The organism is Chryseobacterium sp. AG844 (genome assembly GCF_003182335.1).
In the GTDB taxonomy this organism is placed as follows: domain Bacteria; phylum Bacteroidota; class Bacteroidia; order Flavobacteriales; family Weeksellaceae; genus Chryseobacterium; species Chryseobacterium cupriresistens.
On sequence record NZ_QGTV01000004.1, the window covers coordinates 157,718 to 184,714 of the forward strand.

Sequence of the window (26,997 nt, forward strand, 5' to 3'; positions counted from 1 at the left end):
TGCTTTAGTTTATAAAGGTGAGATTATTGCCCAAGGAAGTCGGTATGATAGAGCTTACCAGAAAGTTTTGCAAGATATAAGAAAAGTAAGCTATAGTCCGGAGAAAGTTGGAGAGATATTAGAGTCTCTTGTTAACCGAAGAAGGATTGTTTCAGTTGAAACTGGTGTAAATCTTGGAATAACACCGGAAAAAGGGATTAAAATGAGTTTTAGATTGATTGATGAATTTGGAAATTATGCAGGAGAATTAATTAGAGCCCAGGAAAAAGGAGATAAGTTAGTATACAGTCTTAGTGTAAGGGGGAAACCTCAAAAATTAAATTGTTTTACACGATTATTAGATGAGAAGAGTGCTCAGGCAAATCGTTTACCTGTTTATGGCAATGAAAGAATGCTTATGGGGGATTTTAATATTCCGAAAGCGATTACTGATAAGTATTCAGGATTAGGAGATTTGGTTCTTTCTGATGCAATGGCTTTTTATCAGACGAATAAAAAATTTGGTCAACTGGATGGAGTTATAGGATGGTGGAAAAAAGCAACAATGTATGAAGATTATGGAGGCCAATCTATTAACCTAACTAAATTCTGGGAAGCAAGAGCTGCTGGAAAAAGTATCGAAGAAGCCGCATTATCAACTTTTACAGGTTCTAAAATGAAAGCAAAAGGATTCGGTAAAGTAAGATATGGACTTCAATACATCACAGAAAATGAGGTAATAATTAATTTTTTAAAGAAATAATATGGAAATAACTTTTAGTAATACAGCAAAACATAATCAAGATCATTTTGATTTTATTGCCAATAGAGCGAATAGATATGTACATGGTTCAAAATATATGTATTCTGATGAGGATTATTTGCAAATAATTCGTAAATCTATTCCTAATAGATTGGAATCTTCAGATTATAAAGATTCACCTCTTACGAAAGAAGAAACAATGGCTTTTAATGAGGCTTTGGAAAGACAAATCGAATACTGGTTATCATTAAGAGTGCATATTCCTATAAAAGAAGGAACAGATACTGTAACTTATAAAGGAGAAACTATAGAACTTGATATCCGGCCTATTGATATCAATGACAATGATAAGGCTTTACGAGATTTATTACGTCTTCACGATATTATAAGAGAGTGTCTGGAAGAAGATAAGCCTCTATATTTAAGTATATATGAGGAAGAATAAGTAATTTTTAAACCGCTCAGTTTTGAGTGGTTTAATTTGTTAATAAAATTATAATTCTTTTACTTGAATTTGAATAACGAGCTTCCTAGTTTGTCTAATATATAATGGTAATTATTATTAACTACTTTTATAAAAGAATTGTTTTAAGAATTTTCTTTTTATAATCAAAAATAAATTTTAATCTATAGAAACGTTTTGATGTTACCTTATCGTTAATAAAAGTTGCAGGAAGTTTAGCTGAAAAAATAAGGTGTTTTAACTCATTTTGTATTTTTTCGTTTTTCCCCTTTTCAATTTTTATATTAGATATAGTTCTATTTTCTTCTACAATAAAAGAAAAAATAAAAGTATTTTCAACGGGCAAAATATCATTATCAAAAATCGCAAAATTAAAGGATTTAGATAGTTTTTCAATTTTAAAATATACTAAATTATCATCTATATTGTAATTTTCTGGTATTTCTTTGTAATTTTTTGGAGGGGGAGGATTCATAACCTTTTCTTCCTGTCCGGACAATGACAAAAAAGTAAAAATAGAACAAAGTATAAATAAATTTTTCATATAATAAATTTGTGTTAATTCAAAAGTAATAATTTTTATTCAGAAAAACTTTTCATTTTAGATTTTTAAAATATGCTCAATAGGTTAAAATTAATAAGTCAGGTAGCAAAGCCAAGTCCAAAGCCAAATTTATAATGACTTGGAATAGTTTTAGAAACATTTTAAACCGAAATAAACCCCGGCCGCCTTCAAAGGCGGCCGGGGTTATTAAACTAAAAAAATAAATTAAGGATGTTCATTTCTCGCTCTGATGACCAGATTGACTAAATCCGAGCCGCCACTTGCAAAATTATCGCTTGGATTATGCGCGCTTTGAGTAGCCACAGCATACGGAGAGCCATCCCAATATCCCCAGAAAGGGCCTCCGCTTTGTCCGGGCCATATATCTGCCTTATGGCTCATGCTCTCGTTGTCATCAGCACTCCAGAAATCTCCATCCAGTGCGATACCTGTCTGGTAGGTAGGTCTTTGCGTTCCGGTAAGATCTCCCGGATATCCTGCGTGGGTCCAGTAGGCACCTCCGTCCCATGAATCTGAATAGGATTTTGAACCTAACCAGCCTGTGCTGTTTCCGATAGGTCTGTCCAATACAATTACCACATAATCATATTGTATCTCTGTAGAATCAATAGAAGGTCCTGCAACTTTATACTTGTAATACGTTAAGGTACCCCAGGCAGTTCCGTAAGGAGCGCTTCCGTTGTAATACATTGGGGTGAATTTCAGCCATCCTGTTGTATTATTAGGCTGCCAGTCTACAATGTGAGAGCAGGTAAGAAGGTGTCTTGGTCCGATCATCACACCGCTTCCAGACCCCAGAGAACTTTCTACTCTGCCGACACATCTCCATGGATAGGCAGTAGAATTGTATACTTTTCTCTGATCGGCTCCAAAAATGGTTCTTGCATTTTCAGGAGTCAGGAAAGAATCTCTGTCGATAAATTTAGGTTTACGGTCTCTTTTCGGTTCAAGCTTCGGATTGTATTCGAAATCAGCATGGGTAGGATAGAAATGGTCGGTTTCCAGTGCCCGGTTTTCTGCTGTTTTTTCGTCCATAGGCATTCCTATTGTTTTCATTCCTTTAGGAAAAGTTCTTCCGTTAATGGTTTCCATAGCGGGAGCCTGCTTAAATAGTTTTTCAACTGCTTCTGGTTTTTCAGTTGATTTTGCTTTGACAGCTCTAAGTCTTGACACTTCTTCAGCGGTCATTGGATTGTTGTTTTCGATTTTTGACATGATTATTATTTTTAATCTGGTAAATTCCTACTCTTTTGAGGGCTTTTCGGATTCCGCCGGTAATGGTTATTAGTTAAGTGAATATTTTTTGTGAAAATTCTGCAGTGATGCTTTCTGTCTGGTTGATCTGGGCTGCTCCCATAGCTGCTAAGGCAATGGCAACCTGTTTATCAAGAGTTTTTCTTACAATATTACCGTTGGTAGCACGCAATATTTTACAGAAATGATACGTAAAATAGCCTCGTATCTGTCCGCTGATATTTCCTTCCATGGACACCTGATTGTCTTTTGCTGCAGCCCATAACGTATGATTCATTCCGGTAACAGACACAAGCGCTTTAGTGAGAACGGTTGATTTTTTTGAATTTTTAGAGGTTTCCATTTCACTGGCGTAAGTGAGATAAAATTCATCCTCAAGCATTGGAGGAATATAGCGGGCAGTTTCGTTGAGAAGATCAGCTTCCAGCCCCAGATCCATTTTTCGGGTTCCCGTTCCGGAGTAGCAGCAGTCGAAAATGACTTCCATATTCACTCCGGCTTTTAGCTTGCTGAGAACGGTTTTAAAATCATCATCACGAATGACACCGTTATTGGCATAATCATGCGGACAAATAGCTTCATCCAGACCATCCAGTTCCAGATCTGATCCTATATTAGCCACTCTGGTTCCGTGCCCTGAATAATAAAAAACAAGAGAATCTCCTTTTACACTCGTGCTGATCATGGATTTCAGATAGTTCAATATATTCGCTCTTGTAGCATTCTGATTGGTCAGGATTTTAATCTTTGCCGGACTAAAACCACAGATCACCAATGTATTGGCCATATCTCTCGCGTCATTTACACAGCCGTTAAGATCCGGACCTCCGTATCCGATGGGTGCATAATCATTAATTCCTACGATAAGTGCTTTTTTCATTGTATTAGTTTTAAAAATATTCCCTACTCTGTTCCGGCTTTTCGGGTGCTGCCTTTTTGTGCTTTTTTCTATGACAAAATTCCATCTTTCAGAAGAGCAAAAACAGAGGAGAAAACCGTATTTTGAAAAAGGAAAAACACCTTTTGTTTGTATATGAGTGAGTTATGAAATAAAAATCCGGCAGCTTGAAAAGCTGCCGGATACATAAAAAGAATGTAAAGATGTTTATTTTTTCAGGGAATAAATAGGATTAAAAATTAAGTCAGCACAAATCATGCTTCAAAGCAAAAAGTACCAGACCCGCTCTGTTTTTTATATCCAGTTTCACAAAAACCGAATCTCTGTAGCCATCAATGGTTTTAGGACTGAGGCACATTTTGTCAGCAATCTCCTTATAAGTAAGTTCGCTGCAGGCCCATTTGATAAATTCTTTCTCCCGGTCTCTCAGCTCAGAAAGCAGGGAGGCATTTTTCGCTTCCTCTGTTTTTACTTTCAATAACTTTTGGGCTACAAAATCAGTATAAAAGCTGCCTTTCTCAAATACCGTTTCAATAGCCTGGAAAAGGATAGAAGGCTGCATGTCTTTCAGCAGATAGCCTTTAGCGCCTGCTTTCAGCATTTTAATCAATATTCTTTCATCATCATCCATGGTAAGGGCAATGACTTTAATATCAGGATAATGCTCTGTAAGCCATTCTGTAGTTTCTATACCATTTTTATAAGGCATATTGACATCCATCAGGACTACAGCGGGTAATTCAGAAGCTTTTTCCACGCCTGCAATAAATTCTTCTCCGTTGGGATGATTCATAATGACCCGATATTGAGTGTTTTCTGTGATCATATTCTCCAGTGCTTTGGAGATTAAGGTATGATCATCAACGATCGCTATGGGAATAGTTTTCATAATAAATTTTTATGATAGGTTATCAAAGTTTGTGTTCCTTTATTCAGTTCTGATTGTATAGACAGTTCAGCATGAATCAGCTTGGCTCTCAGTTCCATATTTTTCAATCCTGAGCCGTCCTGATTACTATTGATATCAAAGCCTCTTCCGTTGTCCGAGATACTGATATGTAATTTTTCACAGTCATCCTCCATGTGTATGGAAACATTTTTGGCTTTGGAATGTTTCAGAATATTATTGATACTTTCCTGGATAATTCTGAAAAGGATCAGTCCGTGTTTAGGCGAAATATCAATATCCTGCTTTTGTGTGATGAATTCTATTTTTAATAATTTCAGTTTTTTAATTCTCTTAACTTCTCTTTCAATGGATTCTGCCAGTCCGAAATGAATGATCTGTTCAGTGATTAATGTCTTAGAAAGATTTCTTATATCCTGTATACATTCTCCCAATAATTCATTGAGTTCGATGAGGTCTTCTTTTTCTGAATTCCGGAGTTTGGTAATCAGCTGGTTTTGACGTAAGCGGACCACAGATAATTTCTGCCCCAGATCATCATGCAATTCCTGCCCGATATAATTGAGAGTCTGTTCTTTCATTTCTACCTGTGAAGTCGCCAGTTCCTTTTCAAACCGAAGATCTTTTTCCTTCTGCTCAATCAGCAGGGTTGTTTTTTTCCTGATAAAAACCGCATAGATGAAGACCATTGTCAAAACAACGATGAATAAAGTAATTGTAAAGATGATAACCAGATTATTCTCTTCCATATCTGCAAAGCATTTATCTTGTTCTTTCCTGTTTGTTCCAGATTAAACCCAATATGAGTATGCCATTACTGATCAGATTCAGCATAAATAAAATAAAGAAATAAATAGTCTCTGAAACAGTAGTTCTGAAAAAAAGTATCGGAATGCTTCCGATAAAAAATATCATTAGAGATACTGATATCCAGAAGGGTAAATAGTTTTTAATTTCTAATATTTTGTCAGAATTAAAGGTTTGATACAGGAACAAAATAATTGAAAACAACAACAGAAGAATATCTGCATAGAGCATATTAAAGGAAAAATGATGAAGCAGATCATCTTCTGTATAAAACATCACAACAATATTGAGGACAAAAAGAACCAGGATGATGGTCTGTATCTTTTTGAGCAGCGGAACATATAATAATTGGTAATAATACAGTAAGTACAGAAAAAATACAATCATTAAAAAACCAATTACATAGAAGATGTCCGTAGGCAGATTGGTCAGCTTGAAATAGAAATAACAGGAAATATCAATCAGGGAAAACAACAGATATCCTATGATAAAAAATAAATTCTCCTTTCCGGTTTTTCTGTATTTTATGACCATTAGAATCATCACTACAATGGAAATGGTCATCGATATCTGTTTCCCTGTTTCAATATTCCAGTTCATAATGCTGTGTTTTTTAAGGCATTGTTTCCGATAACGTTTTTGGTGGCGGGGCCAGATTGGTCATATTCATAGATTCTATTGAAGTAACGTCTGTGTTTTCTTCGGTGGTGGCTGATTTGGCCATAACCTTCTCTCTTTCTCTTTTTTGGGCAGTAGGTACTAAAAATATAGTTTGGTAACCTGCATATTCAGGTTTTGCCATTCTGTTTTTAGGATGATTCATTGGATATTTTCCCATGTAGATCCTGATTCCCGGATTTTTTAATTTTTGTTTTCTGGCATTTTCTTTTACATATTTAATATAGCCTTCCATATCTTCAAGCGAAAACCAGTACCATCTCGAATCGGGTTCACCGTTTCTGTACTTCATGAGAATTTCATGATTGGTTCTGGTGTATTCATCAAAAAGAACTCGCCCTTCACGGTAGCTGATCAGTTTCTTTTTATAACTGTTGCTTACAGGTTCTTTAGGAGGTTCGGTGCAGCTAAGCAGACAAAATGCCAGAATAAGAGCTGCACATAAGGGACTTAAAATCTTAGTAAAAAAGGAAGTTTTCATTTTTATGGTTTTAATTTTATGGAACAAAATTAGCGAACGGCACAACTATAAAAAAGGGTGAAAACACTGTTTTTATCCTTTACTAAATTTACGACTTTTTGATATTCAGTTGAATATGAATTATGAGGTTTGTTCTTTTTAATTAAAAATATCCAATGGTACTCCTTCAGTAATAAAATTAAAACCATGATGAACATTCATGGTTTTGAAGGAAACGGTTTACCTTTTTATTCTCTCTTTTTCAATCTGCTTTTCACCCCATAGCCTCAGATAATCAATAAAAGGAATGAGCTCAGCGCCGGTTTCCGTTAGAGAATATTCTACCTTAGGAGGAACTTCGTGATACACTTCTCTATGGATAAGCCCGTCATCTTCCAGCTCCCGGACAGTCTGGGTAAGCATTTTAGGAGTAATATCAGAAAGGGTTTTACGAAGTTCGCCATACCGCATAACTGTCTTCAGATGAAGATACCATAAAATACGGCTTTTGTACTTTCCTCCAATCCGTTTAAAGGCATAATCAACAGGACAGGATGGCTCATTGGTAACTTTTTTTATTTTTAACATTTTTTCAATGGTTTGATAATCAGTATTAGTATGTTTTTAGTATGTAGATTACCAAAAAGTACATACTTGCTGCAAAGATATGATGAGACTACATTTGCCCGATAATTAAAATCAAAAAAAATGAAAGCTGTTATTGTAAACGAAGCAGGAGGCGTTGAAAATCTTCAATTTACGGAAATAGATAAGCCTGTCATAGGAAATGATGAAGTATTGGTAAAAGTAGTATCGGTAAGCATTAATCCTGTAGATGTAAAGTCCAGAGCATATGAAGGAGTTCTGAACTGGATTTTTGAAGAAAAGAGGCCCGTTATTTTAGGATGGGATATCTCGGGAGAAGTCGTAGAAACCGGGAAAAGTGTAACTGATTTTAAACCGGGAGATGAAGTCTTCGGAATGGTCAATTTTTTTGGAAAAGGAAATGCCTATGCAGAATATGTGGCTGCCCCGGCGGCTCATCTGGCATTAAAGCCTAAGAATATTACCCATCAGCAGGCTGCCGCGGCCTCAATGGCTGCTTCAACGGCATATCAGGCCTTAGTGGATGTTGCCGGAATTAAAAAAGGAAGCAGGGTTCTGGTCCATGCCGCTTCAGGTGGTGTCGGTCATTTTGCTGTTCAGATGGCGAAGCATTTCGGAGCGTATGTTATCGGCATATCATCCGGTAAAAATAAAGAATTTGTTTTGTCGCTTGGAGCTGATGAACATATTGATTATACAACGGAAAACTTTTATGAAAAGGTGCAGGATGCAGATATCGTCATAGATACCCTTCAGGGAAAAACGCTGTCGGATTCGGTAGATATTGTAAAAGAGAATGGTATTATCATAACACTTCCGACGCCTGAGATTCCTGAGGATATTGCATTGAGAGCCAGGCAGAAAAAGGTGAATATTGAGTTTATGATGGTACAGTCTAAAAAAGAAACTGCAGAAGCAATTGCGGGCTTATTGAAGCAGGAAGCATTGAAACCATTTGTTTATAAAACTTTCCCGTTTGAAGACATAGCACTGGCACACCTGGAGGTTGAGACCAGCCGCGTTGCAGGAAAAGTAATAGTAAATCTGTAAAATAAAAACAGGACCGGAAATCTATTCCCGGTCCTGTCAAACAAGATTAAGTGTAAAATTTAGCCTTTGCAGGCAAAAAGGATAATTCAAATGTGAACAGATTTTTATTGATTCTTAATCTATGTTTAGGGGAATTGATAGTAATGGTATTTTATTTTTATAGGCCATTATGGCTGTTTTGCTTCGATGGAAAAGAGATTCTACAAGATTATATTTATAAGGAATCATGGTTAAAAGGTCTGGCCCCGTCAGTCTTATTTCCTCTTCAATAGCTTTGATGACCTCAATGGATTGAATCATTTTAAAGCTATACTTAATATCATCCAGATCATATCCGGAGTTCAGATCAATATCATGAATAACTTCAGCAAAATCTTCTAATCTTTCACTGACATTGAAAACCTCAATCTCAGCATTGAATTCATTAATAAAGTGGTAAATATCATTCATGGCAGACCAGGTCATGCTTTTGTGCGTATCATAAGCAAAAAGTATTTTTTGGATTCCAGTATATTCTATGTGGGCAGGAACAATGAGTATCGGTTTTTTAATTCTGTGGATAGCTCTTGTTACACTGTTTCCTAAAAGCTTTTGTTCCAGAGTTTTTTCAGCCATTCCCATTACAATAAAATCACAATCGTGAATCTGCATACAGTTTTCAAGCTCTTCAATAAAATTGCCGGAAGCCAGATGATGCTGGGTTTCGACAGTATATAATCTTTTAAGTTCCGCTGCCTTATCCTCCATTTTTTTCTGATTTTTAAGCGTTTGAGTGTAGAAAAAATCAGCTGAAGCCTGTGCATTCAGGGCATGGATGGAAACGGATTGAAGATTGAAAAGCACAATCCTGTATTTGTTTTCTTTAGCCATAGATGCTGCATAATGAGTGGCATTTTCAGCTTCGTGGGAAAAATCTGTGCAGACAATTATTGTTTTCATTGTACCGGATTTAATACCACAAAACTAGGATAGACAGTTATTCCCTGATTATAAAAATACTGTGATGTTGCATAAAATGATGATGAAATGTCTTTTTCAGGTGATGAACCGTTACATTCATTTTAACTCTGCTATTTTACGTTTCAGGTATTGTTTTGGCGGTCTCGTCCAAAATAGAAGATATTCATATAAAATCTATTTCTATATTTACATTCATAAAGTCCCGGATATGAACAGCATTTCTGCCATCAGGAAAAAAATAGTACGGAATAAGAAGATTCTTTCCACCATGAAAAGAAGGCTGGTGATCTGGGCGTTAGCAGTGGTCACTTTCTGTGTTTTTTCCTACCTTATTGATCCCTTTGATCCCGTTTGGAAAGGCTACCTTGATGCTCCTTTAAAAATGATTCTGGAAGACGCCACATGGATTGTCTTTTTTTCCATTATCATTTCTGAGGTAAGTATATTTATAGACAGAACACTCAATAAGTGGCTTCCCTGGAGAAACAGGACCGTAAAGCGGTTATTCATTCAGTGTTTGCTTCAGATCGTGGGAAGTGTTTTGATTGTGATTATTATTAATGCAATCGTGGATGGCACTTCAGTCACATTACCTGAAATGGATTCCCGCAAAGAATATACACTGCTGGGACAATGGATTGCTACTAATATTGTCATATCGTTGATTATCAGTGCTTTTAATACCGTTGATTATTTATTGGAAAACTGGAAAAAAACAGCAGTAGAAGCTGCCCAGCACAAACTGAGGGCATCAAAACACAAGCAGGCTGCAATGGCGGCAGAACTTCAGGCACTTAAGCTTCAAATAGATCCGCATTTTATTTTCAATAACTTAAGTGTGTTGTCAGAACTCATCCTCGAAGATCAGCAGTTGGGGTATGAGTATTCCGAGAAATTTGCGAGAGTATACAGATACTTATTAGTAAATTCCAAAAAAGACATTATCGCCGTAGAAGAGGAACTCAAATTTTTAGAATCCTATATCTTTTTGATTGAAAAAAGAATAGGTGAAGGCGTTATATTCAAAATAGATATTCAGGAAGAGTACAGATCCAGATTTACCCTTCCGCTGTCTTTACAGTTGCTGGTTGAAAATGCTATTAAGCATAATCAGACATCCAAAGTAAACCCTCTGGAAATTTACGTTTATACAAACCCTGAAGGAGAGCTGGTAGTCTCTAATACATTTCTGCCTTTGATCAACAAGCCTGATTCCTCGGGAGTAGGACTTACCAATATCATTGCACGATACGAAATCTTAGGATATCCTAAACCTGTGATTGAAAAAACTGAAGATAAATTTATAGTAAAACTCCCATTGATATGAAGATTAATAAAGTTTTAATTGTTGAAGACGAAAGACCCAATGCAGACAGGTTAAAAAGACTGTTGTTGAAGTTAAGACCCCATATCGAAATTCTGTCTGTGGAAGACTCGATTACCTCAACAGTACACTGGCTGGAAAATAATGTGGTTCCTGATGTTATCATGATGGATGTAAGACTTGCAGATGGTCTCAGCTTTGAAATATTTAACAAACATGAAGTTAAGAGTGCCGTCATATTTACAACAGCATACGATGAATATGCTGTCCAGGCATTCAAATACAATAGTGTAGATTACCTCCTGAAACCTATTGAAGAAGAAGAGCTGGATGCCGCCTTAAAACGCTATGAAACCTTTATGGAAGCCGTCCCGGTAGTAGGAACAGCTATTGAAGGGTTATTAAATTATATCCAGCCGAAAGACTACAGAAAACGTTTTCTCATTGCCCATAGAGATGGATATAAGACCGTGCTGGCAGAAGATATCCTCTATTTTTATACCGAATTGGGAATCAGCAAAGCCATGCTGAATACCGGAGTGGTGGAGAATGTTCCGCAAACCCTGGAAGAGCTTGAAAAACAATTGGATCCTAAATTCTTTTTCCGTGCCAACAGACAATTTATCATTCATATCAATTCCGTTAAGCAGATTTTAAATCATTTTAATGGGAAACTGAAGCTGGAACTAAGGAAACAGCCTGATATGGAAGTGATTGTAAGCCGGGAAAAAGCTTCCGTTTTCAAATCCTGGATGGATTATTAATCCTTGAAAAATACAGACAAGACTGTCTCAAAAGTGTCATTCTGAATGAAATGAAGAATCTCATTTTTTGCCTTGTTACAACGACTCCTTAGTTTTTAATCATTTCACCCTTGTTTCTGTGGTTGACCTGTTATTTTGTTCTATTTATAAGGAAAACAACTGTTTTCCTTTCATTTTTCCGATCGTACGTTTCACCTGCGATTAATGACACTTCACCCAACTTGTGAATGAATATCACTGTAAGATGAAGTTATTTTGCTCCTGTAAAATTTAAAAACCAATGTTATGAATTACAGAAAAGGATATCTGGTACTTTCACTTACAGCTGCAGCGATATTGTATTCGTGTGGTTCCGGGAGCGGTCAGGAGAATGCCCATCAGATGCAGCAGGCATTGCCTACAGATTTTATTCAGGTAAAATCCGGAGATGCTGACGTGTCTACAGGATATCCGGGAAGCATAGAAGGACAGGACAATGTGGATATCAAAGCACAGGTAACGGGATATCTGGAGGCAGTATATATCAAAGAAGGGCAGTATGTAAATAAAGGGCAGACCCTTTTCAGAATAAATCCATCGGTGTACAACGAGCAGGTCAATACCAATGAAGCAGCCTTGAAATCAGCGTTGGCGACACAGGAAACCGCAAGACTTGAAGTAGAAAAGCTGAAACCTCTTGTAGAAGGAAAAGTAGTTTCCGATATGCAGCTGAAAACCGCTCAGGCGAGTTATAAAGCGGCATCAGCACAGGTTGCACAGGCACAGTCATCATTGGGATCCTCAAAGATTAACGCCAATTTTACGTATATCAAAGCACCGGTGAGCGGATACATAGGCAGAATTCCGAACAGAGTAGGAAATCTTATCAGCCCGTCTGATCCATCACCACTAACCACGCTTTCAAGCATCAACACCGTGAATGTGTACTTCTCCATGAATGAAGCTGATTTTATTGCACACAGCAGAGCTGCGGTATCAGGAAATACAGCAGAAAATGTAGAGCTTATCCTGGCAGACGGTTCCACTTATTCTCTTAAAGGAAAACTGGAAAATGCAAGCGGAAATTTCGACAGAAATACCGGAAGTATTCAGATGAAAGCTGTTTTCCAGAATCCGGATAAATTATTAAGAGCCGGAGGAACAGCCAGAGTGATGATTCATAATGCCCTTAATGGTGTGATTAAACTTCCGAAAACCTCTGTAAAAGATATTCAGGACAGATTCTTTGTTTATAAACTGAATGGTAAGGATAAAGTGAAAATGACACAGATTACCGTTTCAGGAAGTACATCCCAGGATTACTTTATCAAAGAAGGCGTGAATGCAGGAGATAAGATTGCCATTAACAGAATTGATGCTCTTACAGACGGAGCACAGGTGGTGGCACACACTGTTCCTTTGAAATAGTTGTATAACCTTTCTTAGAAAATTCAAAAATGTTAAAAAAGATAATAGACCGTCCTGTACTGGCGACGGTAATATCCCTTATCATTGTTATTTTAGGGATTATAGGATTAAACCAGCTGGCGGTGACCAGATTCCCGGATATTTCTCCGCCCACGATTACCGTTTCAGGATCATATCCCGGAGGAAACAGTGAAACCGTGATCCGTTCTGTGGTAACACCGCTGGAAGAGCAGATCAATGGAGTGGAAGATATGGAATACATGAAATCCACAGCAAGTAATGATGGTACATTCTCGATATCCATTATATTCAAACAGGGAGTGAATGCTGATCAGGCAGCCGTAAACGTGCAAAACAGAGTACAGCAGGCCACCCCGATACTACCGCAGGAGGTAGTGAGAATGGGATTGACCACCTCCAAGCAGCAGAACAGTATGGTATTGATTTTCAATATTTATACGGAAGATAATAAACAATATGATGAAACTTTCCTTCAAAATTATGCGAATATCAACCTTATTCCCCAGGTTAAAAGAGTAAAAGGAGTAGGGCAGGCCATGGTTTTCGGGTTGAAAGATTATTCCATGAGAATATGGCTGAACCCTCAGAAAATGTCATCTTACGGACTTGAACCGGCAGATGTTTCCAGAGCGATCGCAGACCACAGTTTGGAATCAGCTCCCGGTAAGCTTGGGGAGGAATCTGATGCAGCCTTGGAATATGTAATCCGATATAAAGGAAAAAAGAACAAACCGGAGCAATATGAAAATATCATTGTTAAAAATACAGGAAACCAGGTTATTAGGTTAAAAGATGTTGCCCGTGTGGAATTCGGAGCGATTTCAAATACCGGAGATAACCTTTCCAATGGAAAAAATGCGGTTACTGTAGCGATTATGCAGACTACAGGATCCAACGCCAACCAGATTGAAATTGGGGTGAACAAAGCCCTTGACCAATTATCAAAATCATTCCCTCCTGGTATCAAATATACGAAGGTAATGAGTACCAAAGAAAGATTGGATGAGGCTACAGGACAAGTAAAATCTACTTTAATAGAAGCATTTATTCTTGTATTTATTGTGGTATTTATATTCCTGCAGGATTTCAGATCTACCATTATTCCGGCAGTGGCGGTTCCGGTGGCGATTATAGGTACCTTCTTCTTCCTTCTGGTCTTGGGATTTACCATCAATGTACTGACGCTTTTTGCCCTTGTACTGGCCATCGGGATTGTAGTAGATGATGCCATTGTAGTGGTGGAAGCCGTTCACAGTAATATGGAAGGAACGGACCTTTCCGGAAGAGAAGCTACTCATAAGGCAATGAGCGAGATTACAGGAGCGGTTATTTCCATTACACTGGTGATGTCGGCGGTATTTATCCCGATCGGATTTATGTCCGGTTCAGCAGGATTATTCTATAAGCAGTTTGCGTATACATTGGCCATAGCCATTATTATTTCAGCGGTTAACGCATTGACATTAACTCCGGCTTTGTGTGCCGTGTTTCTGAAAAACAATCACTCGGGAGAAGGCAAAAAACCAAAAGGATTCGGGCAAAGATTTGCGGTAGCATTCAATGCGGGCTTCAATAATATGACCAACCGCTATGTAAAGGGAGTACGCTTTTTAATAGGAAGAAAATGGATTGCAGGAGGATTAATCATAGCCGTTATCGGGGTTGCAGGATGGCTGATGTCAAGTACGCCAAAAAGTTTTGTACCAATGGAAGACGACGGATTCTTTATGTACACTTTAAGCATGCCTCCGGGAACAGCATTGACCAAAACGACAGAGGTTTCCAACAAGATCAATGATATCTTAAAAGGAGTAGAGGCTGTGCAGGAAAATACTTCCATTACAGGATACAACTTACTCAGCAATAGTGCGGGACCTGCTTATGCGATGGGATTTGTTAAGCTGAAGCCTAAGAAAGAAAGAGGTGATGTTCAGGATATCCAGGAAGTGGTAGACATGGCGACGGCAAAATTGGGAGTGATCAAAGAAGGAAGTGTAATGACCTTCAGAATGCCTCCGGTAGAAGGATACGGAATGACGAATGATGCCGAAATCGTACTTCAGGACCGTATGGGAAGAGATCCTCAGGTTCTTAAAGCGAAAGCAGATAAACTGATCGGCCAGCTGATGCAGGTTCCGGAAGTAGCATTTGCCTACACGATGTTCAGGGCAGATTATCCTCAGATGGAGCTGGAAGTGAACGAAGATAAAGCAAAACAGCTGGGAGTAAGCATTTCCAATCTGTTGGGAACTGTTCAGACCTATTTCTCGGGAGATCAGTCTCAGAATTTTTCAAGATTCGGGAAGTTCTATAGAGTGAATATTAAAGCTGACGGTGTTTTCAGAATGGATGAACAGGCCTTCAATGATATTTTTGTAAAAAATGAAAAAGGGGATATGGTACCAGTGAATACGCTGATTACTTTGAAAAAAGTCTACGGTCCGGAATCCGTTCAGCGATACAATCTTTACAATTCATTAAATATCAACGTATCTCCAAAACCAGGCGTAAGTAATGGAGAATTGATGGGTAAACTGGAACAGACTTTAAGCAAACTGCCATCTGACTACAGCTACGAATGGACCGGGTTGAGTCTGGAAGAAAAATCAGCAGGTAACCAGACGATTGCCATCTTCGGATTGTGTTTACTTTTTGTATATCTGCTGCTGGCCGCTCAATATGAAAGTTATATCCTTCCTCTGGCGGTAATGCTTTCCATTCCAACAGGAATCTTAGGTGCATTTTTAGGAATAAAAGCCATCGGACTGGATAACAACATCTACGTACAGGTAGGACTCATCATGCTTATTGGTTTATTGGCCAAAAATGCCATCCTTATTGTAGAATTTGCCATACAAAGGCGTAAGGCAGGACTTTCTATTCTGGATTCAGCACTGGAAGGAGCAAAGGCAAGGTTACGTCCTATTATCATGACATCATTAGCTTTTATTGTGGGAATGGTTCCACTGATGATTTCTTCAGGAGGAATGGCTTCCGGAAACAAATCCATCAGTACAAGTGCTGCCATGGGAATGTTGAGCGGAGTGGTTTTAGGAGTTTTTGTCATTCCTGTACTCTACATGTTCTTTCAGTATCTGGATGAGAAATTTTCTGCCAAAAAGAAGTACAATACGATAGAAAATCAATTGACAAATGACACTATTTAATATAAAGAATTTCCTTATTTCAGGCGCAATGGCATCACTGCTGATGTCTTGTGCCGTAGGGAAGAAATATACAAGAACAGACCTTCAGATTCCTGAAACCTACAAAGAATCTGTGCAGGTGACAGGCGATACTGTAGTGTTGCCATGGAAGACTTTCTTCAAAGATCCAAAATTGATTGGTTTAATAGATAAAGCCCTATTAAGAAACAATGAAGTGAATGTTGCTTTGAAAAATATAGAACAGCTGGATCTGATCTACAGGCAAGCTAAGCTTAGTTTGATGCCAACACTGGATTTCACTGCAGGAGCAAACAGAAGCTGGGCTTCCAAAAATACCCTTAACGGCTCTCTGAACGAACAGTTTGTCGGCACAAAATATATGGATGATTTCAGTGCTGCATTGAGGCTTTCCTGGGAAGTAGACATTTGGGGAAAAGCGAAAATGCAGAAAGAATCCGCGGCAGCAGAATATTTTGGACAAAAAGAAAATTTAAATGCCATCAAAAGCAGAATCGTCGTTCAGGTAGCTCAGGCTTATTATAATCTGATCAGTCTTGATGAACAGCTGAAAATAGCCGAACAGAATATTGAGCTGAGTGACAATACCCTTAAAATGATGAATCTTCAGTTTGCGGCAGGACAGATCAATTCATTGGCGGTTCAGCAATCGGAAGCACAGAAGAAAACCGCTGAGCTGCTGATTCCTTTGGCAAAACAGAATATTTCGATTCAGGAAAATGCTTTGAGCATCCTTTGCGGAGAATATCCCGCGAAGATAGAAAGAGAAGGAACCCTTAAAACAATGATTCCCGAAAACAAACTGTCTGAAGGATTACCGGCACAACTGCTGAGCCGTAGACCGGATCTGAAGATGGCAGAGTTCAACGTAATTAGCCTGAACTCAAAAACCGGACTGGCAAAAGCAGCCATGTATCCGAGTATCAGTTTAAGCCCGCAAATAGGAGTCAATTCCAATAAATTCAGTTCATGGTTTGATATTCCTGGATCTATTACCAAAGCGATTGCTGCTAATCTTGCTGCGCCTGTTTTTCAGAAAAAAGAATTGAAAACAGCGTATGAAACAGCTTTGATTGAACAGGAAAAAGCAGCCATCAATTTTAAACAATCTGTAATGACAGCTGTGGGAGAGGTTTCCGATGCTATGGCAAAGTCTAAAGGTTCTTCAGAAAGATTACAGCTTTTAGAACAGAGAACAGCAATTCTGGACAAGGGAATCAATGATGCGTTGAAGCTGTATAAAAGTGGTATGGCAACCTATCTGGAAGTCATCACTGCCCAGAACAATAAACTGCAGAATGATCTGGAAACCATCAATGTTACCCTTGAAAAACTAAATGCTGAGGTTGATCTTTACAGAGCACTTGGAGGAGGAATACAATAAAATACAACGGGTAAATAATGAAAAGGAAGCTATACATGTAGTTTCCTTTTTGCTGTTTTGACGCATCAATATAACTCTATTATCTAACAGGTATGGAATTTGCAATGAAGAGATGAAATTTTACGTTCACAAAATCAATTGGTTATAATTTTTTTTATTCTTTTTTCTAAAAAAGTATGCAAGATTTTCAGAAAACAGGATTTATATAGATGAGTACTCGAAAATAATTAATGTTTAACGAAAATGTAATGCAATGAAAAAATTGACAGTACCCCGATTTTTTATGACAGTTTTAATGGTTTTGGCAGGATTGACCCTATTCTCATGTAATGATAATGAAGGACCGGACATTCCGCCTGTAAAAATGGAAGAATTATCAGGAAACTATAAAGGAAAAATGATTATTGTACAAGGAACTACCAAAAGAGAAGGAATAAAAGAATTCAAAGTAAAGAAAGATACGATCTCTTTTGCTGAATTTCCAATAGGTGAAATCGTAAAAACTGTGGTAAAGGATCCTGCAAAAGCTGAAACTGCCATAAAATCACTTGGAAAAGTGAACTATGATATTAAATATGCAGCAGTGATCAATACCGCAAATAATGTGATAGAGCTTACTCTTACTCCAAAAACAATGGAGCTTCAGATTCCGGTAGATGGAGTCAACAAAAAAACGGTTGTGGAATTTGTTTCTAAGCAAAAAGGATATTATGTAGGGATGGATAGAACGCTTAGATATGCGCTCACAGCAGAAAAAATTACAGTAGACGGAACAGTGGTTACTCCTTATGAAGTGATCGATTATAATTTCCCGTTCTGTATAAAAAATTCATAAATAGTATCATCAATGGATTGCACTTTATTAAAAAGATGCAATCTATTTTTGCCTGACAGTTTTATAACATCCCGGTGGATACGGAGGCAGTTGCATCATATGGAAGAAAGTAAAGAACAGATTTTGGTAAAGCACCTTCTGAAAAAGGAAGAGGCTGCCTGGAAAGAGCTTTTTGGAGCTTATTCCGGAAATCTGTCCTATGTATGCTCCCGTTATCTGGCAGAAAAAGAAGATGTTCATGATGTGCTTCAAAACAGTTTTATCAAAATGTTCCGTTCGATAGAATCTTTTGAGTACAAAGGTAGTGGTTCTTTAAAAGCCTGGATGACCCGTATCACAGTCAATGAATCTTTGAAGCATATTAAACAGAAAGGTGACTTTAAATCAGCAATTGAAGTAAATGATCTTCCGGATATCCCTAATGAAGAAGAACCGGATTTTGAAGAAATCCCCCGCGATGATATTATGATGATGATCAGAGCTCTTCCTGATGGCTACCGGACTGTTTTTAACCTGTTTGTATTTGAGAAAAAAAGCCATAAAGAAATTGCCGGGCTGCTGGGAATTGCAGAGAATTCTTCTGCATCACAGTTTCACCGTGCAAAAGGATTGCTTGTTCAGAAAATAAAAGAATTTAAAATGTCAAAAAAAGCACAATATGAATAACGAATGGCTAAATAATCTGCGAAGCAGAATGGATGACCATGAAGAGGACGTTCCGGAAGGGTTGTGGGATGACATCAGAGATGAATTATTTTCAGGAGAAGAAAATAGAAGCATTCCCGCATTTGTTCCTGAAATGCATGAAGGAGAAAAGGAAAAGGCAGAAAAGATAGCTGGCAGAGGTCAAAAATCCCTGTTTTATCGTATCGGAGGAATTGCTGCTGCTATTGCATTGCTGTTTTTGCTGACAAAATTATGGCCACAGAATGATACAGAGACAATGCTGTCTCAGATACAGACAAACGTGCAGAAAGAGAAAAATTCTTTAAAACCTGTACGAGCCGAACATGCTTCATCAGAAGAAATGACATCGGTGTCAGAAGCTCCATTAACTGAAAATATAGTGAATACCGGACCTTGGTTGAAAGAACAGACCCGAAAATATTTTGAACCCGTAAGGAAAAATGAGCTAAAGGATATAATTAAACTGCCAACGGCTTCAGAATCTTTTCAGCAGGAAAGTAAGATCGCTCAGAAATTATCTCCTGTTGATGATACAGCGAAAGAGCAGGTTGTGGAAAATAAAAATGATGAGGTTCTTTTTAAGCAGGAAAAAATAAAAGAAGTATATGCAGGAAATGCAACCCATCATACCAGAAAATCCAGAGACAAAAAATCATGGATGCTGGGTATGCTTACAGGCAATATGGCTTCCAATTCTGCAGAACAGCAGTTTCCGGGTTATGCTTCAATCACAGGAAAAGCGATGAACGTTGAGCAGGTATGGATGACTTCCGAATATCATGATGATCCTCTTACGGCTATACTACTGGCCAATCAAAGTCAGCCGGTAGAAGCAAGAATCAGACATAAAGTGCCGGTTACATTTGGACTTTCTGTATACTATAATTTAGGGAAAAGATGGGGAATAGGAACAGGACTGAATTATACCAAGCTGTCTTCTGAACTGCATTCCGGAAGTGACAACAATTATATTAAAGGAGATCAGACGGTTCATTATCTGGGAATTCCGGTACAGGTTAATTATAATGTCATTCAAAAAGGAAGATTCACAGGATATATTACAGGCGGAGCCCTGGTAGAAAAACCGATAGCAGGAAATATTACAACAACGTATGTTGTGAATGATGAAATAAAGGAATCCTCGAAGGAACGGCTGGACCCAAAACCTTTCCAGTTTTCTGTTAATGCGGCAGCAGGCCTGCAGGTGAAACTCATTGACAAGGTTGGAATTTATGCAGAACCGGGAATAGGATATCATTTTAAAGAAGAGAATGCTCCGAATACCATTTATAAAGAAAAGCCCCTTCATTTTAATATGAAATTCGGAATCAGAGTGCTGCTGGATTAATGCAGCCCATTTTAAAACACCAAACTTAATAATTGATATATGAAAACAAAACTAATTTTTTTAGTGGTTTTATTATTCTCCGTTTTGGATATAAAAGCACAATGCACGCCTACAATTACCAGTGCGAGACTCGGACAAAAATATCCGGGAACGATCTTATTCTGTGATACGGAAGATGAAGTTCTTTCCACGACACAGACTTACGCAAGTTATCAGTGGTATAAACAGGAATGGACCTGGCAGACACCTAATAACAATCCATGGGTAGCCATTCCGGGAGCGACATCACAACAGTTAACCATTAGTGGCAATGACCAGCTGAATTATTTTAAGGTAGTTGTTTCCCAAGGCGACTGTACAGCGGAAAGTCCTACAGCATTTGCAGATGGCTTTGTATATGGGCTGCCGGCAATGATGACTACTTATACTCCAGGCACCTATGAAGAAAATATGGGAACAGTGAAGGTCTGCAACGGAGCTTCTGTACAGTTTGACAATATATTTCCTTTAGTATATGGCAAACATACCTGGTTCAAATGTGTGCCAGGGAGCAATCCACCGGTAGCAGGAGATCCTTGTATTATTGCAGGTGTAGTAGGAGACACCTATGTTGCAACAAGCTCAGGGAAATACGGATTTTATGCATGTACGGAATATTGTCCGGATCAGTGCCAGATGTTAGATCCGTTTGCTTTTGTTGAAGTGACTTTCGGAGATTGGGAATTCTGTAGCAATCTGGGAACTGGAGAAACAAAAATTAAAGATAATAATCTTAAAATTTATCCTAACCCTACGGCACAGCACCTTTATATCGGTAAAGAATCTGATAAAATCTATAAAGAAGTTATCATTATAGATATGTCCGGAAAACTTGTTCTGAAGAAAAATGATCACAGATATAATCAGCCGATTGATGTAAGCGGTCTGGTTCCCGGGAATTATATCATTGTTTCCAGGAGCACAGACGGAACAGAATATAAAAACAGATTTATAAAAAAATAATAGGATTATAAAATCTGAAGATGCTAAAATATTGATTGTGGGAAGGAAGATTGGATGTCTGAGGAGGGATGTTCCTTGTATTGAAGAAGAACTGAAGTGATTTATTTTAATACTTTACGCTCATAGATACATTTTCATCCTTGTTAATCTAATGACGATCATAATTACCCCAAAAAGGAATTTCCTCTTTCCGGCATCCGCTTCCTGACTTACACTTAATGTTCAGTAATTCAGATGGCATAATCTTTTTCGTTAGTTTTTAATAATGGTTGAGTCGGTACAAAGAAATTTGTACCGGTTTTTTTATTATCATCATCGTGCTTCTACAAAAATATCTGAGGATCTGTTTTCTTAAAATCTTTTTTTAAATATCTGTCTGGCTAGAATACTGTTAATATAAAACCCGGATTTTCAAAATAGTATATTCATTACTTTTACTTCAAAAACACACCATGCTGATCAAAATTTATGGAAGTGCCATTCATGGAGTGGCCGCACAGACAATTACTATTGAAGTGAATGTAGATACCGGAGGAGTAGGATACCATCTTGTGGGGCTTCCTGATAATGCCATTAAAGAAAGCAGTTACAGGATTTCTGCAGCATTGAAAAATGTAGGATTTAAAATTCCCGGAAAGAAAATTACCATTAATATGGCTCCTGCAGATCTTAGAAAAGAAGGCTCTGCTTATGATCTCAGTATTGCTATTGGCATCCTAACCGCCTCAGATCAGATATTGGCAGAGAACGTTAAAGACTTTATTATTATGGGAGAACTTTCCCTGGACGGAAGTTTACAGCCGATTAAAGGTGTTTTGCCCATTGCGATCCAGGCCAGGGAAGAAGGGTTTAAAGGAATCATTCTTCCAAAACAAAATGCCAGAGAAGCAGCCATTGTAAATGACCTCGACGTGTACGGAGTAGAAAATATCAGAGAGGTTATCGACTTTTTCAACGAAGGAAAAGCGCTTGAAAAAGTGACACTGGATACCCGAAAAGAATTTCATGAAAAGATCAATGATTTTCCTTTTGATTTCTCTGAAGTTAAAGGCCAGGAAACAGCCAAAAGAGCGATGGAAGTAGCTGCAGCAGGCGGACATAATATTATTCTGATCGGCCCGCCGGGAAGTGGGAAAACAATGCTGGCCAAAAGAGTTCCCAGTATTTTACCTCCTCTGACATTGAAAGAAGCGCTGGAAACAACAAAAATTCACTCTGTAGCCGGGAAAATAGGAACAGAAACATCATTGATGACTGTTCGTCCCTTCAGATCTCCGCACCATACTATTTCTGATGTTGCCCTGGTGGGAGGAGGAAGTTACCCTCAGCCCGGAGAAATTTCCCTTGCTCATAACGGAGTTTTATTTCTCGATGAAATGCCTGAATTTAAAAGAACGGTGCTGGAAGTAATGAGGCAGCCTCTGGAAGATCGTGAAGTAACAATTTCAAGAGCCCGGTTTACGGTCAACTATCCTGCAAGTTTTATGCTGGTAGCTTCTATGAATCCCAGCCCTAGCGGGTTCTTTCCCGATGACCCTAATAATACCTCATCCGTTTATGAAATGCAGCGGTACATGAACAAACTTTCAGGGCCTCTTTTAGATAGGATAGACATTCATATTGAAGTTCAGAAAGTAGAATTTGAACAGCTTTCCGAAAAAAGAAAAGGTGAAAAGAGTAAAGATATCAGAGACCGTGTACTTAAAGCAAGAGATATTCAGAATAAAAGATATCAAAACCTCAATATCAGCAGTAATGCGCAAATAGGGCCTAAGGAAATTGAAGCGTATTGTGAACTGGACGAAACTTCTTTCGGTCTTATCAAATTAGCTATGGAAAAGCTCAATCTTTCGGCAAGGGCTTATGACAGGATTCTTAAAGTCGCCAGAACAATAGCAGATCTTGAAGGATCTGAAAATATCCTGTCGCATCATATTTCTGAAGCCATACAATACAGAAGTCTGGACCGTGAATTCTGGAATGGTTGATTTTATTCTATTTCGTTGATTTAAAACTAAATACTAAGTTTTATTTTCATAAGTTTAATTCTTACCTGTGAGTTTAACATAGGAATTATGTAACACATAGGTTGAAATATTATGTTAAGTTTGATTACCAAATTATTTATAATATCATATTATGGAAGTCAAATTCATAAATACTGCATAGAAAGCGTACCTCATTTATAAGGATAGAAGAAATATATTCTTACTTCTTTTTGAATAAATACATAATGTTTGAATGCAGAATGCCGATCCACTCATACAGAGGTCGGTGTATAACCTGTATCATTCAGTTTTGAGAAACTAATAAAGAAAACACATGTAGTAAATAAACGGTGGTTATTCCTCATGTCTTTACTTTTTAAATGCTTTCTATAGTTGAAACTCCACTCACAAATTTTTAAACCAATCCAAATCAAATTATTATGTCAAACACAATTCCCTCATCAGGAACCTTATCGATAGGTTCAGCGGTATTACTGTCTTCTGAAGACAGAGAAAAATTGCTCAACGGATTTAATAAAACCAGTTGGGATTATCATCATGAAGAAACCCTGGAATCTCTTTTCCGGAAACAGGCAATCCTTCATCCTGATAAGACTGCTGCGGTTTATCAGAATCAGAAGATTACGTATGGAGAGTTGGATCAGAGAAGCAATCAGGTAGCCAACTTATTACTGAGCCATGGTATCAAAGAAGGAAAATATGTTCCCATCTGGCTGGACCGCTCTTTAGAATGGATCATTGCTGTACTTGGAGTTATCAAAACAGGTGCGGCCTACGTTCCAATAGACCCTGCTTATCCTGTCAAAAGAGTTGAATATATTCTTTCCGACACCACTGCCGATCTTATCATTACCAATCAAATTCTTGGAGAACTTTTATCAGAAACCGAAAAGGTAAAAGTATTTGATCTGAGCAATATGGAGAATCTTAATCAGTTATCATCAGAATATCCAGGAATTAATATCCATCAGAATGCCCTTGCATATACCATTTATACTTCAGGCTCGACGGGTAAACCCAAAGGTGTAATGGTTAGCCATCAGGCCATACAACATCTGGTAACATGGCACAACCATCATTTTCATGTGGATCACAGTTCAAAACTGACTCTCGTGGCGGGATTGGCATTTGACATTTCTGTGTGGGAAATATGGTCGGCCCTTACTTCAGGTGCAACGGTTTTTATTGCAGACAATGAGGATAGAACAGAAGCTCAGGCGTTGGTAGATTACTACAGAAAAAATTATATTACCCATGGCTTTGTGCCTACTGTTCTCGCTCCTTCTGCAGTGGATATTACCCGCAATTATAATGACCTGAAGCTCAAATATCTCTTTACAGCAGGTGAGAAGCTAAAGCCGGTACTTACTTCAGAATTAAGCTATGAGCTGGTGGATTATTATGGTCCCACAGAATGTACCGTATACGCTACTTATAAAAAAGTGAAAGATATTAACGGGAAATATGTATCATCTATTGGCAGACCCATTGCCAATGCAAAAGCCTATATTTTAGGTGAAAACAAGGAATTGCTGCCCGTAGGAGCTGTTGGAGAACTCTGTATTGGAGGAAATCTTTTAGCAAAAGGGTATCTTAATAATAAAGAACTTACGGATGCCAAATTTATTACGAATCCATTCAATGAAGCAGAGAAAATCTACCGTACGGGAGACCTGGCCAGATGGAAACAGGATGGTGAGATTGAATTCCTGGGAAGAATTGATAATCAGGTAAAAATCCGGGGATTCAGGGTTGAACTTGGGGAGATAGAACGTTCACTGATCCGGCAGGAAAATATTAAAGAAGCTGTGGTTATTGGTAAGGAAACGGAAGGAAGTACCAAATACCTGATTGCTTTTGTTGTATTAAAACCCCACGTGACAACAGATATTTCATCAATCCGGAATGCTCTCAAGGCAGAGCTTCCAGGGTATATGGTTCCTGCACAGATTATTTTTATAGATAAAATCCCGTTAACAGCAAATGGTAAAACAGATACTCAGGTCTTAAAAGATCTGGCCGATAAAGAAGTAAAAGAATTGGTTTCATCTGAACCGCCAACTAACGAGACAGAGAGAATTATTACAGATGTCTGGTCGTCTGCTTTGGAGCGGCCTGTTATTAATATTACAGATAATTTTTTTGATATCGGAGGAAACTCACTGCTGGTTGCAGTTGTTGCAGTAGCTTTACAAAGAAAGCTGGATGTGAAGGTGTATCTGCGTGATATCTATCAGTATCCGGTACTGCAGCAGCTGTCGGAAGTTCTTATTGAGAGATCCGGAGAAACCAGAGAAGCCATCCCCGCGGAAGATGTGGAGCCCTATGTAGAACTTCAGAAAGATGTGTATCTCGCCCCCGGAACTGTTTTTGCCGGCGGATTTGATCCTCAGCAGGTGGAAAATCCTGCCGCTATATTTTTAACGGGAGCTACAGGATTTGTAGGAATTCACCTGTTGCAGGAACTTCTGGATACTACAAATGCTGATATTTACTGCCTTGTAAGAGCTCAGGATGAATTTTATGCGATGGAAAAGATTGACAAATGCTTTAAACAATACCATATTCCACATAATCCTGAACAGAAATCACGGATCATTCCTGTTATCGGAGACCTGACCTTGCCATCCTTAGGATTGTCTCAGGAAACATTTACAAAGCTTGCCAGGCAAACCGATCTGATTTATCATTCCGGAAGTTCCGTCAACTTTATCGAACCGTATTCCTATATGAAAGCTCCCAATGTAGAAGGATTACGGGAAGTTATAAAACTGGCGGGAGCAGAAAAAACAAAATGTCTCGCCTTGCTGTCAACTATTTCCGTATACAGCTGGGGACACATTTTTACCGGAAAAAAGGTAGTGCTTGAATCTGATGATATTGAGCAAAACCTGATGTCTGTAAGCAAAGATATCGGATACGTCAGAAGTAAATGGGTGATGGAAGCGGTTGCCGATTTAGCAGCAAAAGAAGGACTGCCATTGATTACTTACCGTCTCGGATATGCTATGTGCCATAGTGAAACAGGAGCAAGTGCATCTTACCAATGGTGGTCCGGATTGGTGAAAAACTGTATAGAGTTCAAATCTTACCCTGCACTTACAGAGCTTAGAGAAGGTCTTATCACCGTAGATTATATGACCAAAGCCATGGCTCATATCACAAAAAATAAAGACGCGATAGGCAAAAAATTCAATCTGATTGCCCGTCCGGAAACCGATCTCACTTTAGAAGAATTCTTTGAACTTCTGAAAAAATATTATCCTTTCACACTCGAAAATCTTCCTTATAAAGAATGGAGAAAGCAGTGGGAAGATGACAGTAAGAACAGGTTGTATCCATTAACAAGTCTTTTCAGGGACAATATTCATGAAGGCTTATCCACTGTAGAACTTTACCAGAATACTTATATATGGGATTGTTCCAATGTTATTCAGTATCTGGAGGGATCAGGCATTCAGGAACCGGTATTTGATAAAAAAATGCTGGACTCCTACTTAAAATATCTCGGAATTCCGGTTGAATAGTATTGAATCATTGAAAAAGCCCAGACAGAATATGTTTGGGCTTTTAATTTTTATTCGGCAAATACGTCAGGTTTTGTCGCAGTGGACGAGGATATTTGTATCAGGATAATGAAA

23 protein-coding genes are annotated in these 26,997 nt (G+C 38.2%); 14 read left to right on the forward strand and 9 right to left on the reverse strand.

The window, feature by feature from the left end; genetic code table 11:
• The coding region (locus DEU40_RS06320) for a hypothetical protein (protein ID WP_181397938.1) at positions 1-742 on the forward strand (742 nt) is incomplete at its 5' end.
• A 1-nt stretch (position 743) separates the two neighbouring features.
• Positions 744-1,187 carry a hypothetical protein gene (locus DEU40_RS06325; RefSeq protein WP_110009054.1) on the forward strand — a complete coding sequence of 148 codons (444 nt, stop codon included), beginning with the start codon at positions 744-746 and terminating at the stop codon, positions 1,185-1,187.
• Between the two features lie 127 nt (positions 1,188-1,314).
• Here the strand turns inward: DEU40_RS06325 and DEU40_RS06330 are convergent, their stop codons facing one another.
• The 8 genes from DEU40_RS06330 to DEU40_RS06365 form a co-directional block, all read right to left on the reverse strand.
• Positions 1,315-1,749: a hypothetical protein gene (locus DEU40_RS06330; RefSeq protein ID WP_110009055.1), complete on the reverse strand. Its 435-nt coding sequence runs from the start codon at positions 1,747-1,749 to the stop codon at positions 1,315-1,317.
• Positions 1,750-1,974: 225 nt separating this feature from the next.
• On the reverse strand, positions 1,975-2,985 hold the full coding sequence (locus DEU40_RS06335) for a trypsin-like serine peptidase (RefSeq protein ID WP_110009056.1): 1,011 nt from the start codon (positions 2,983-2,985) through the stop codon (positions 1,975-1,977).
• A gap of 73 nt (positions 2,986-3,058) precedes the next feature.
• Positions 3,059-3,904, reverse strand: a complete 846-nt coding sequence (locus DEU40_RS06340; protein ID WP_110009057.1) for a caspase domain-containing protein — start codon at positions 3,902-3,904, stop codon at positions 3,059-3,061.
• Positions 3,905-4,166: 262 nt separating this feature from the next.
• Positions 4,167-4,811, reverse strand: a complete 645-nt coding sequence (locus DEU40_RS06345; protein WP_062672986.1) for a response regulator transcription factor — start codon at positions 4,809-4,811, stop codon at positions 4,167-4,169.
• Positions 4,808-5,578, reverse strand: coding sequence for a sensor histidine kinase (locus DEU40_RS06350; protein WP_110009058.1), 771 nt, complete (start codon positions 5,576-5,578; stop codon positions 4,808-4,810). Before DEU40_RS06350 ends, DEU40_RS06345 begins: the two co-directional genes overlap by 4 nt.
• Before the next feature lie 13 nt (positions 5,579-5,591).
• Positions 5,592-6,236, reverse strand: coding sequence for a hypothetical protein (locus DEU40_RS06355; protein ID WP_110009059.1), 645 nt, complete (start codon positions 6,234-6,236; stop codon positions 5,592-5,594).
• A 13-nt stretch (positions 6,237-6,249) separates the two neighbouring features.
• Positions 6,250-6,795: a hypothetical protein gene (locus DEU40_RS06360; protein ID WP_110009060.1), complete on the reverse strand. Its 546-nt coding sequence runs from the start codon at positions 6,793-6,795 to the stop codon at positions 6,250-6,252.
• A gap of 219 nt (positions 6,796-7,014) precedes the next feature.
• Entirely contained in the window at positions 7,015-7,362 is a 348-nt protein-coding gene (locus tag DEU40_RS06365) for a winged helix-turn-helix transcriptional regulator (RefSeq protein ID WP_110009061.1), read from the reverse strand.
• A 120-nt stretch (positions 7,363-7,482) separates the two neighbouring features.
• Here DEU40_RS06365 and DEU40_RS06370 point away from each other — a divergent pair, with 120 nt between their 5' ends.
• Positions 7,483-8,430, forward strand: a complete 948-nt coding sequence (locus DEU40_RS06370) for an NADP-dependent oxidoreductase (RefSeq protein ID WP_110009062.1) — start codon at positions 7,483-7,485, stop codon at positions 8,428-8,430.
• A gap of 114 nt (positions 8,431-8,544) precedes the next feature.
• On the opposite strand, the gene DEU40_RS06375 is transcribed toward DEU40_RS06370, so the two are convergent.
• On the reverse strand, positions 8,545-9,369 hold the full coding sequence (locus DEU40_RS06375; protein ID WP_110009063.1) for a universal stress protein: 825 nt from the start codon (positions 9,367-9,369) through the stop codon (positions 8,545-8,547).
• 229 nt (positions 9,370-9,598) lie between these two features.
• On the opposite strand from DEU40_RS06375, the gene DEU40_RS06380 reads away from it, so the two are divergent.
• The 11 genes from DEU40_RS06380 (at position 9,599) to DEU40_RS06430 (ending at position 26,883) form a co-directional block, all read left to right on the forward strand.
• Positions 9,599-10,717, forward strand: a complete 1,119-nt coding sequence (locus DEU40_RS06380; protein ID WP_110009064.1) for a sensor histidine kinase — start codon at positions 9,599-9,601, stop codon at positions 10,715-10,717.
• Positions 10,714-11,478 (forward strand): LytR/AlgR family response regulator transcription factor, encoded by a 765-nt coding sequence (locus tag DEU40_RS06385; RefSeq protein ID WP_110009065.1) that lies wholly within the window; start codon positions 10,714-10,716, stop codon positions 11,476-11,478. The genes DEU40_RS06380 and DEU40_RS06385 overlap by 4 nt, the downstream gene beginning before the upstream one ends.
• 285 nt (positions 11,479-11,763) lie before the next feature.
• Entirely contained in the window at positions 11,764-12,885 is a 1,122-nt protein-coding gene (locus tag DEU40_RS06390; RefSeq protein WP_110009066.1) for an efflux RND transporter periplasmic adaptor subunit, read from the forward strand.
• A 29-nt stretch (positions 12,886-12,914) separates the two neighbouring features.
• Complete coding sequence (locus DEU40_RS06395; RefSeq protein WP_110009067.1) at positions 12,915-16,073, forward strand: efflux RND transporter permease subunit; 3,159 nt, start codon at positions 12,915-12,917, stop codon at positions 16,071-16,073.
• The gene (locus tag DEU40_RS06400; RefSeq protein ID WP_110009068.1) at positions 16,060-17,475 is read left to right on the forward strand and encodes an efflux transporter outer membrane subunit; all 1,416 of its coding nucleotides are present in this window, start codon (positions 16,060-16,062) and stop codon (positions 17,473-17,475) included. The genes DEU40_RS06395 and DEU40_RS06400 overlap by 14 nt, the downstream gene beginning before the upstream one ends.
• Before the next feature lie 253 nt (positions 17,476-17,728).
• The gene (locus DEU40_RS06405; RefSeq protein WP_110009069.1) at positions 17,729-18,310 is read left to right on the forward strand and encodes a DUF4840 domain-containing protein; all 582 of its coding nucleotides are present in this window, start codon (positions 17,729-17,731) and stop codon (positions 18,308-18,310) included.
• 99 nt (positions 18,311-18,409) lie between these two features.
• Complete coding sequence (locus tag DEU40_RS06410; RefSeq protein WP_110009070.1) at positions 18,410-18,976, forward strand: RNA polymerase sigma factor; 567 nt, start codon at positions 18,410-18,412, stop codon at positions 18,974-18,976.
• Positions 18,969-20,345, forward strand: coding sequence for a porin family protein (locus DEU40_RS06415; RefSeq protein WP_110009071.1), 1,377 nt, complete (start codon positions 18,969-18,971; stop codon positions 20,343-20,345). Before DEU40_RS06410 ends, DEU40_RS06415 begins: the two co-directional genes overlap by 8 nt.
• 39 nt (positions 20,346-20,384) lie before the next feature.
• Positions 20,385-21,347 (forward strand): T9SS type A sorting domain-containing protein, encoded by a 963-nt coding sequence (locus DEU40_RS06420; protein WP_110009072.1) that lies wholly within the window; start codon positions 20,385-20,387, stop codon positions 21,345-21,347.
• A 452-nt stretch (positions 21,348-21,799) separates the two neighbouring features.
• Positions 21,800-23,335 carry a YifB family Mg chelatase-like AAA ATPase gene (locus tag DEU40_RS06425; RefSeq protein ID WP_110009073.1) on the forward strand — a complete coding sequence of 512 codons (1,536 nt, stop codon included), beginning with the start codon at positions 21,800-21,802 and terminating at the stop codon, positions 23,333-23,335.
• Between the two features lie 440 nt (positions 23,336-23,775).
• Positions 23,776-26,883 carry a non-ribosomal peptide synthetase gene (locus tag DEU40_RS06430; RefSeq protein WP_110009074.1) on the forward strand — a complete coding sequence of 1,036 codons (3,108 nt, stop codon included), beginning with the start codon at positions 23,776-23,778 and terminating at the stop codon, positions 26,881-26,883.
• Positions 26,884-26,997 lie beyond the last annotated feature (114 nt).

Excerpts from the sequence above, each read along its gene's own strand:
- DEU40_RS06325 (WP_110009054.1), top strand. The coding sequence starts at position 744 with ATGGAAATAACTTTTAGTAATACAGCAAAACATAATCAAGATCATTTT.
- DEU40_RS06330 (WP_110009055.1), bottom strand. The coding sequence starts at position 1,749 with ATGAAAAATTTATTTATACTTTGTTCTATTTTTACTTTTTTGTCATTG.
- DEU40_RS06335 (WP_110009056.1), bottom strand. The coding sequence starts at position 2,985 with ATGTCAAAAATCGAAAACAACAATCCAATGACCGCTGAAGAAGTGTCA.
- DEU40_RS06340 (WP_110009057.1), bottom strand. The coding sequence starts at position 3,904 with ATGAAAAAAGCACTTATCGTAGGAATTAATGATTATGCACCCATCGGA.
- DEU40_RS06345 (WP_062672986.1), bottom strand. The coding sequence starts at position 4,811 with ATGAAAACTATTCCCATAGCGATCGTTGATGATCATACCTTAATCTCC.
- DEU40_RS06350 (WP_110009058.1), bottom strand. The coding sequence starts at position 5,578 with ATGGAAGAGAATAATCTGGTTATCATCTTTACAATTACTTTATTCATC.
- DEU40_RS06355 (WP_110009059.1), bottom strand. The coding sequence starts at position 6,236 with ATGAACTGGAATATTGAAACAGGGAAACAGATATCGATGACCATTTCC.
- DEU40_RS06360 (WP_110009060.1), bottom strand. The coding sequence starts at position 6,795 with ATGAAAACTTCCTTTTTTACTAAGATTTTAAGTCCCTTATGTGCAGCT.
- DEU40_RS06365 (WP_110009061.1), bottom strand. The coding sequence starts at position 7,362 with ATGTTAAAAATAAAAAAAGTTACCAATGAGCCATCCTGTCCTGTTGAT.
- DEU40_RS06370 (WP_110009062.1), top strand. The coding sequence starts at position 7,483 with ATGAAAGCTGTTATTGTAAACGAAGCAGGAGGCGTTGAAAATCTTCAA.
- DEU40_RS06375 (WP_110009063.1), bottom strand. The coding sequence starts at position 9,369 with ATGAAAACAATAATTGTCTGCACAGATTTTTCCCACGAAGCTGAAAAT.
- DEU40_RS06380 (WP_110009064.1), top strand. The coding sequence starts at position 9,599 with ATGAACAGCATTTCTGCCATCAGGAAAAAAATAGTACGGAATAAGAAG.
- DEU40_RS06385 (WP_110009065.1), top strand. The coding sequence starts at position 10,714 with ATGAAGATTAATAAAGTTTTAATTGTTGAAGACGAAAGACCCAATGCA.
- DEU40_RS06390 (WP_110009066.1), top strand. The coding sequence starts at position 11,764 with ATGAATTACAGAAAAGGATATCTGGTACTTTCACTTACAGCTGCAGCG.
- DEU40_RS06395 (WP_110009067.1), top strand. The coding sequence starts at position 12,915 with ATGTTAAAAAAGATAATAGACCGTCCTGTACTGGCGACGGTAATATCC.
- DEU40_RS06400 (WP_110009068.1), top strand. The coding sequence starts at position 16,060 with ATGACACTATTTAATATAAAGAATTTCCTTATTTCAGGCGCAATGGCA.
- DEU40_RS06405 (WP_110009069.1), top strand. The coding sequence starts at position 17,729 with ATGAAAAAATTGACAGTACCCCGATTTTTTATGACAGTTTTAATGGTT.
- DEU40_RS06410 (WP_110009070.1), top strand. The coding sequence starts at position 18,410 with ATGGAAGAAAGTAAAGAACAGATTTTGGTAAAGCACCTTCTGAAAAAG.
- DEU40_RS06415 (WP_110009071.1), top strand. The coding sequence starts at position 18,969 with ATGAATAACGAATGGCTAAATAATCTGCGAAGCAGAATGGATGACCAT.
- DEU40_RS06420 (WP_110009072.1), top strand. The coding sequence starts at position 20,385 with ATGAAAACAAAACTAATTTTTTTAGTGGTTTTATTATTCTCCGTTTTG.
- DEU40_RS06425 (WP_110009073.1), top strand. The coding sequence starts at position 21,800 with ATGCTGATCAAAATTTATGGAAGTGCCATTCATGGAGTGGCCGCACAG.
- DEU40_RS06430 (WP_110009074.1), top strand. The coding sequence starts at position 23,776 with ATGTCAAACACAATTCCCTCATCAGGAACCTTATCGATAGGTTCAGCG.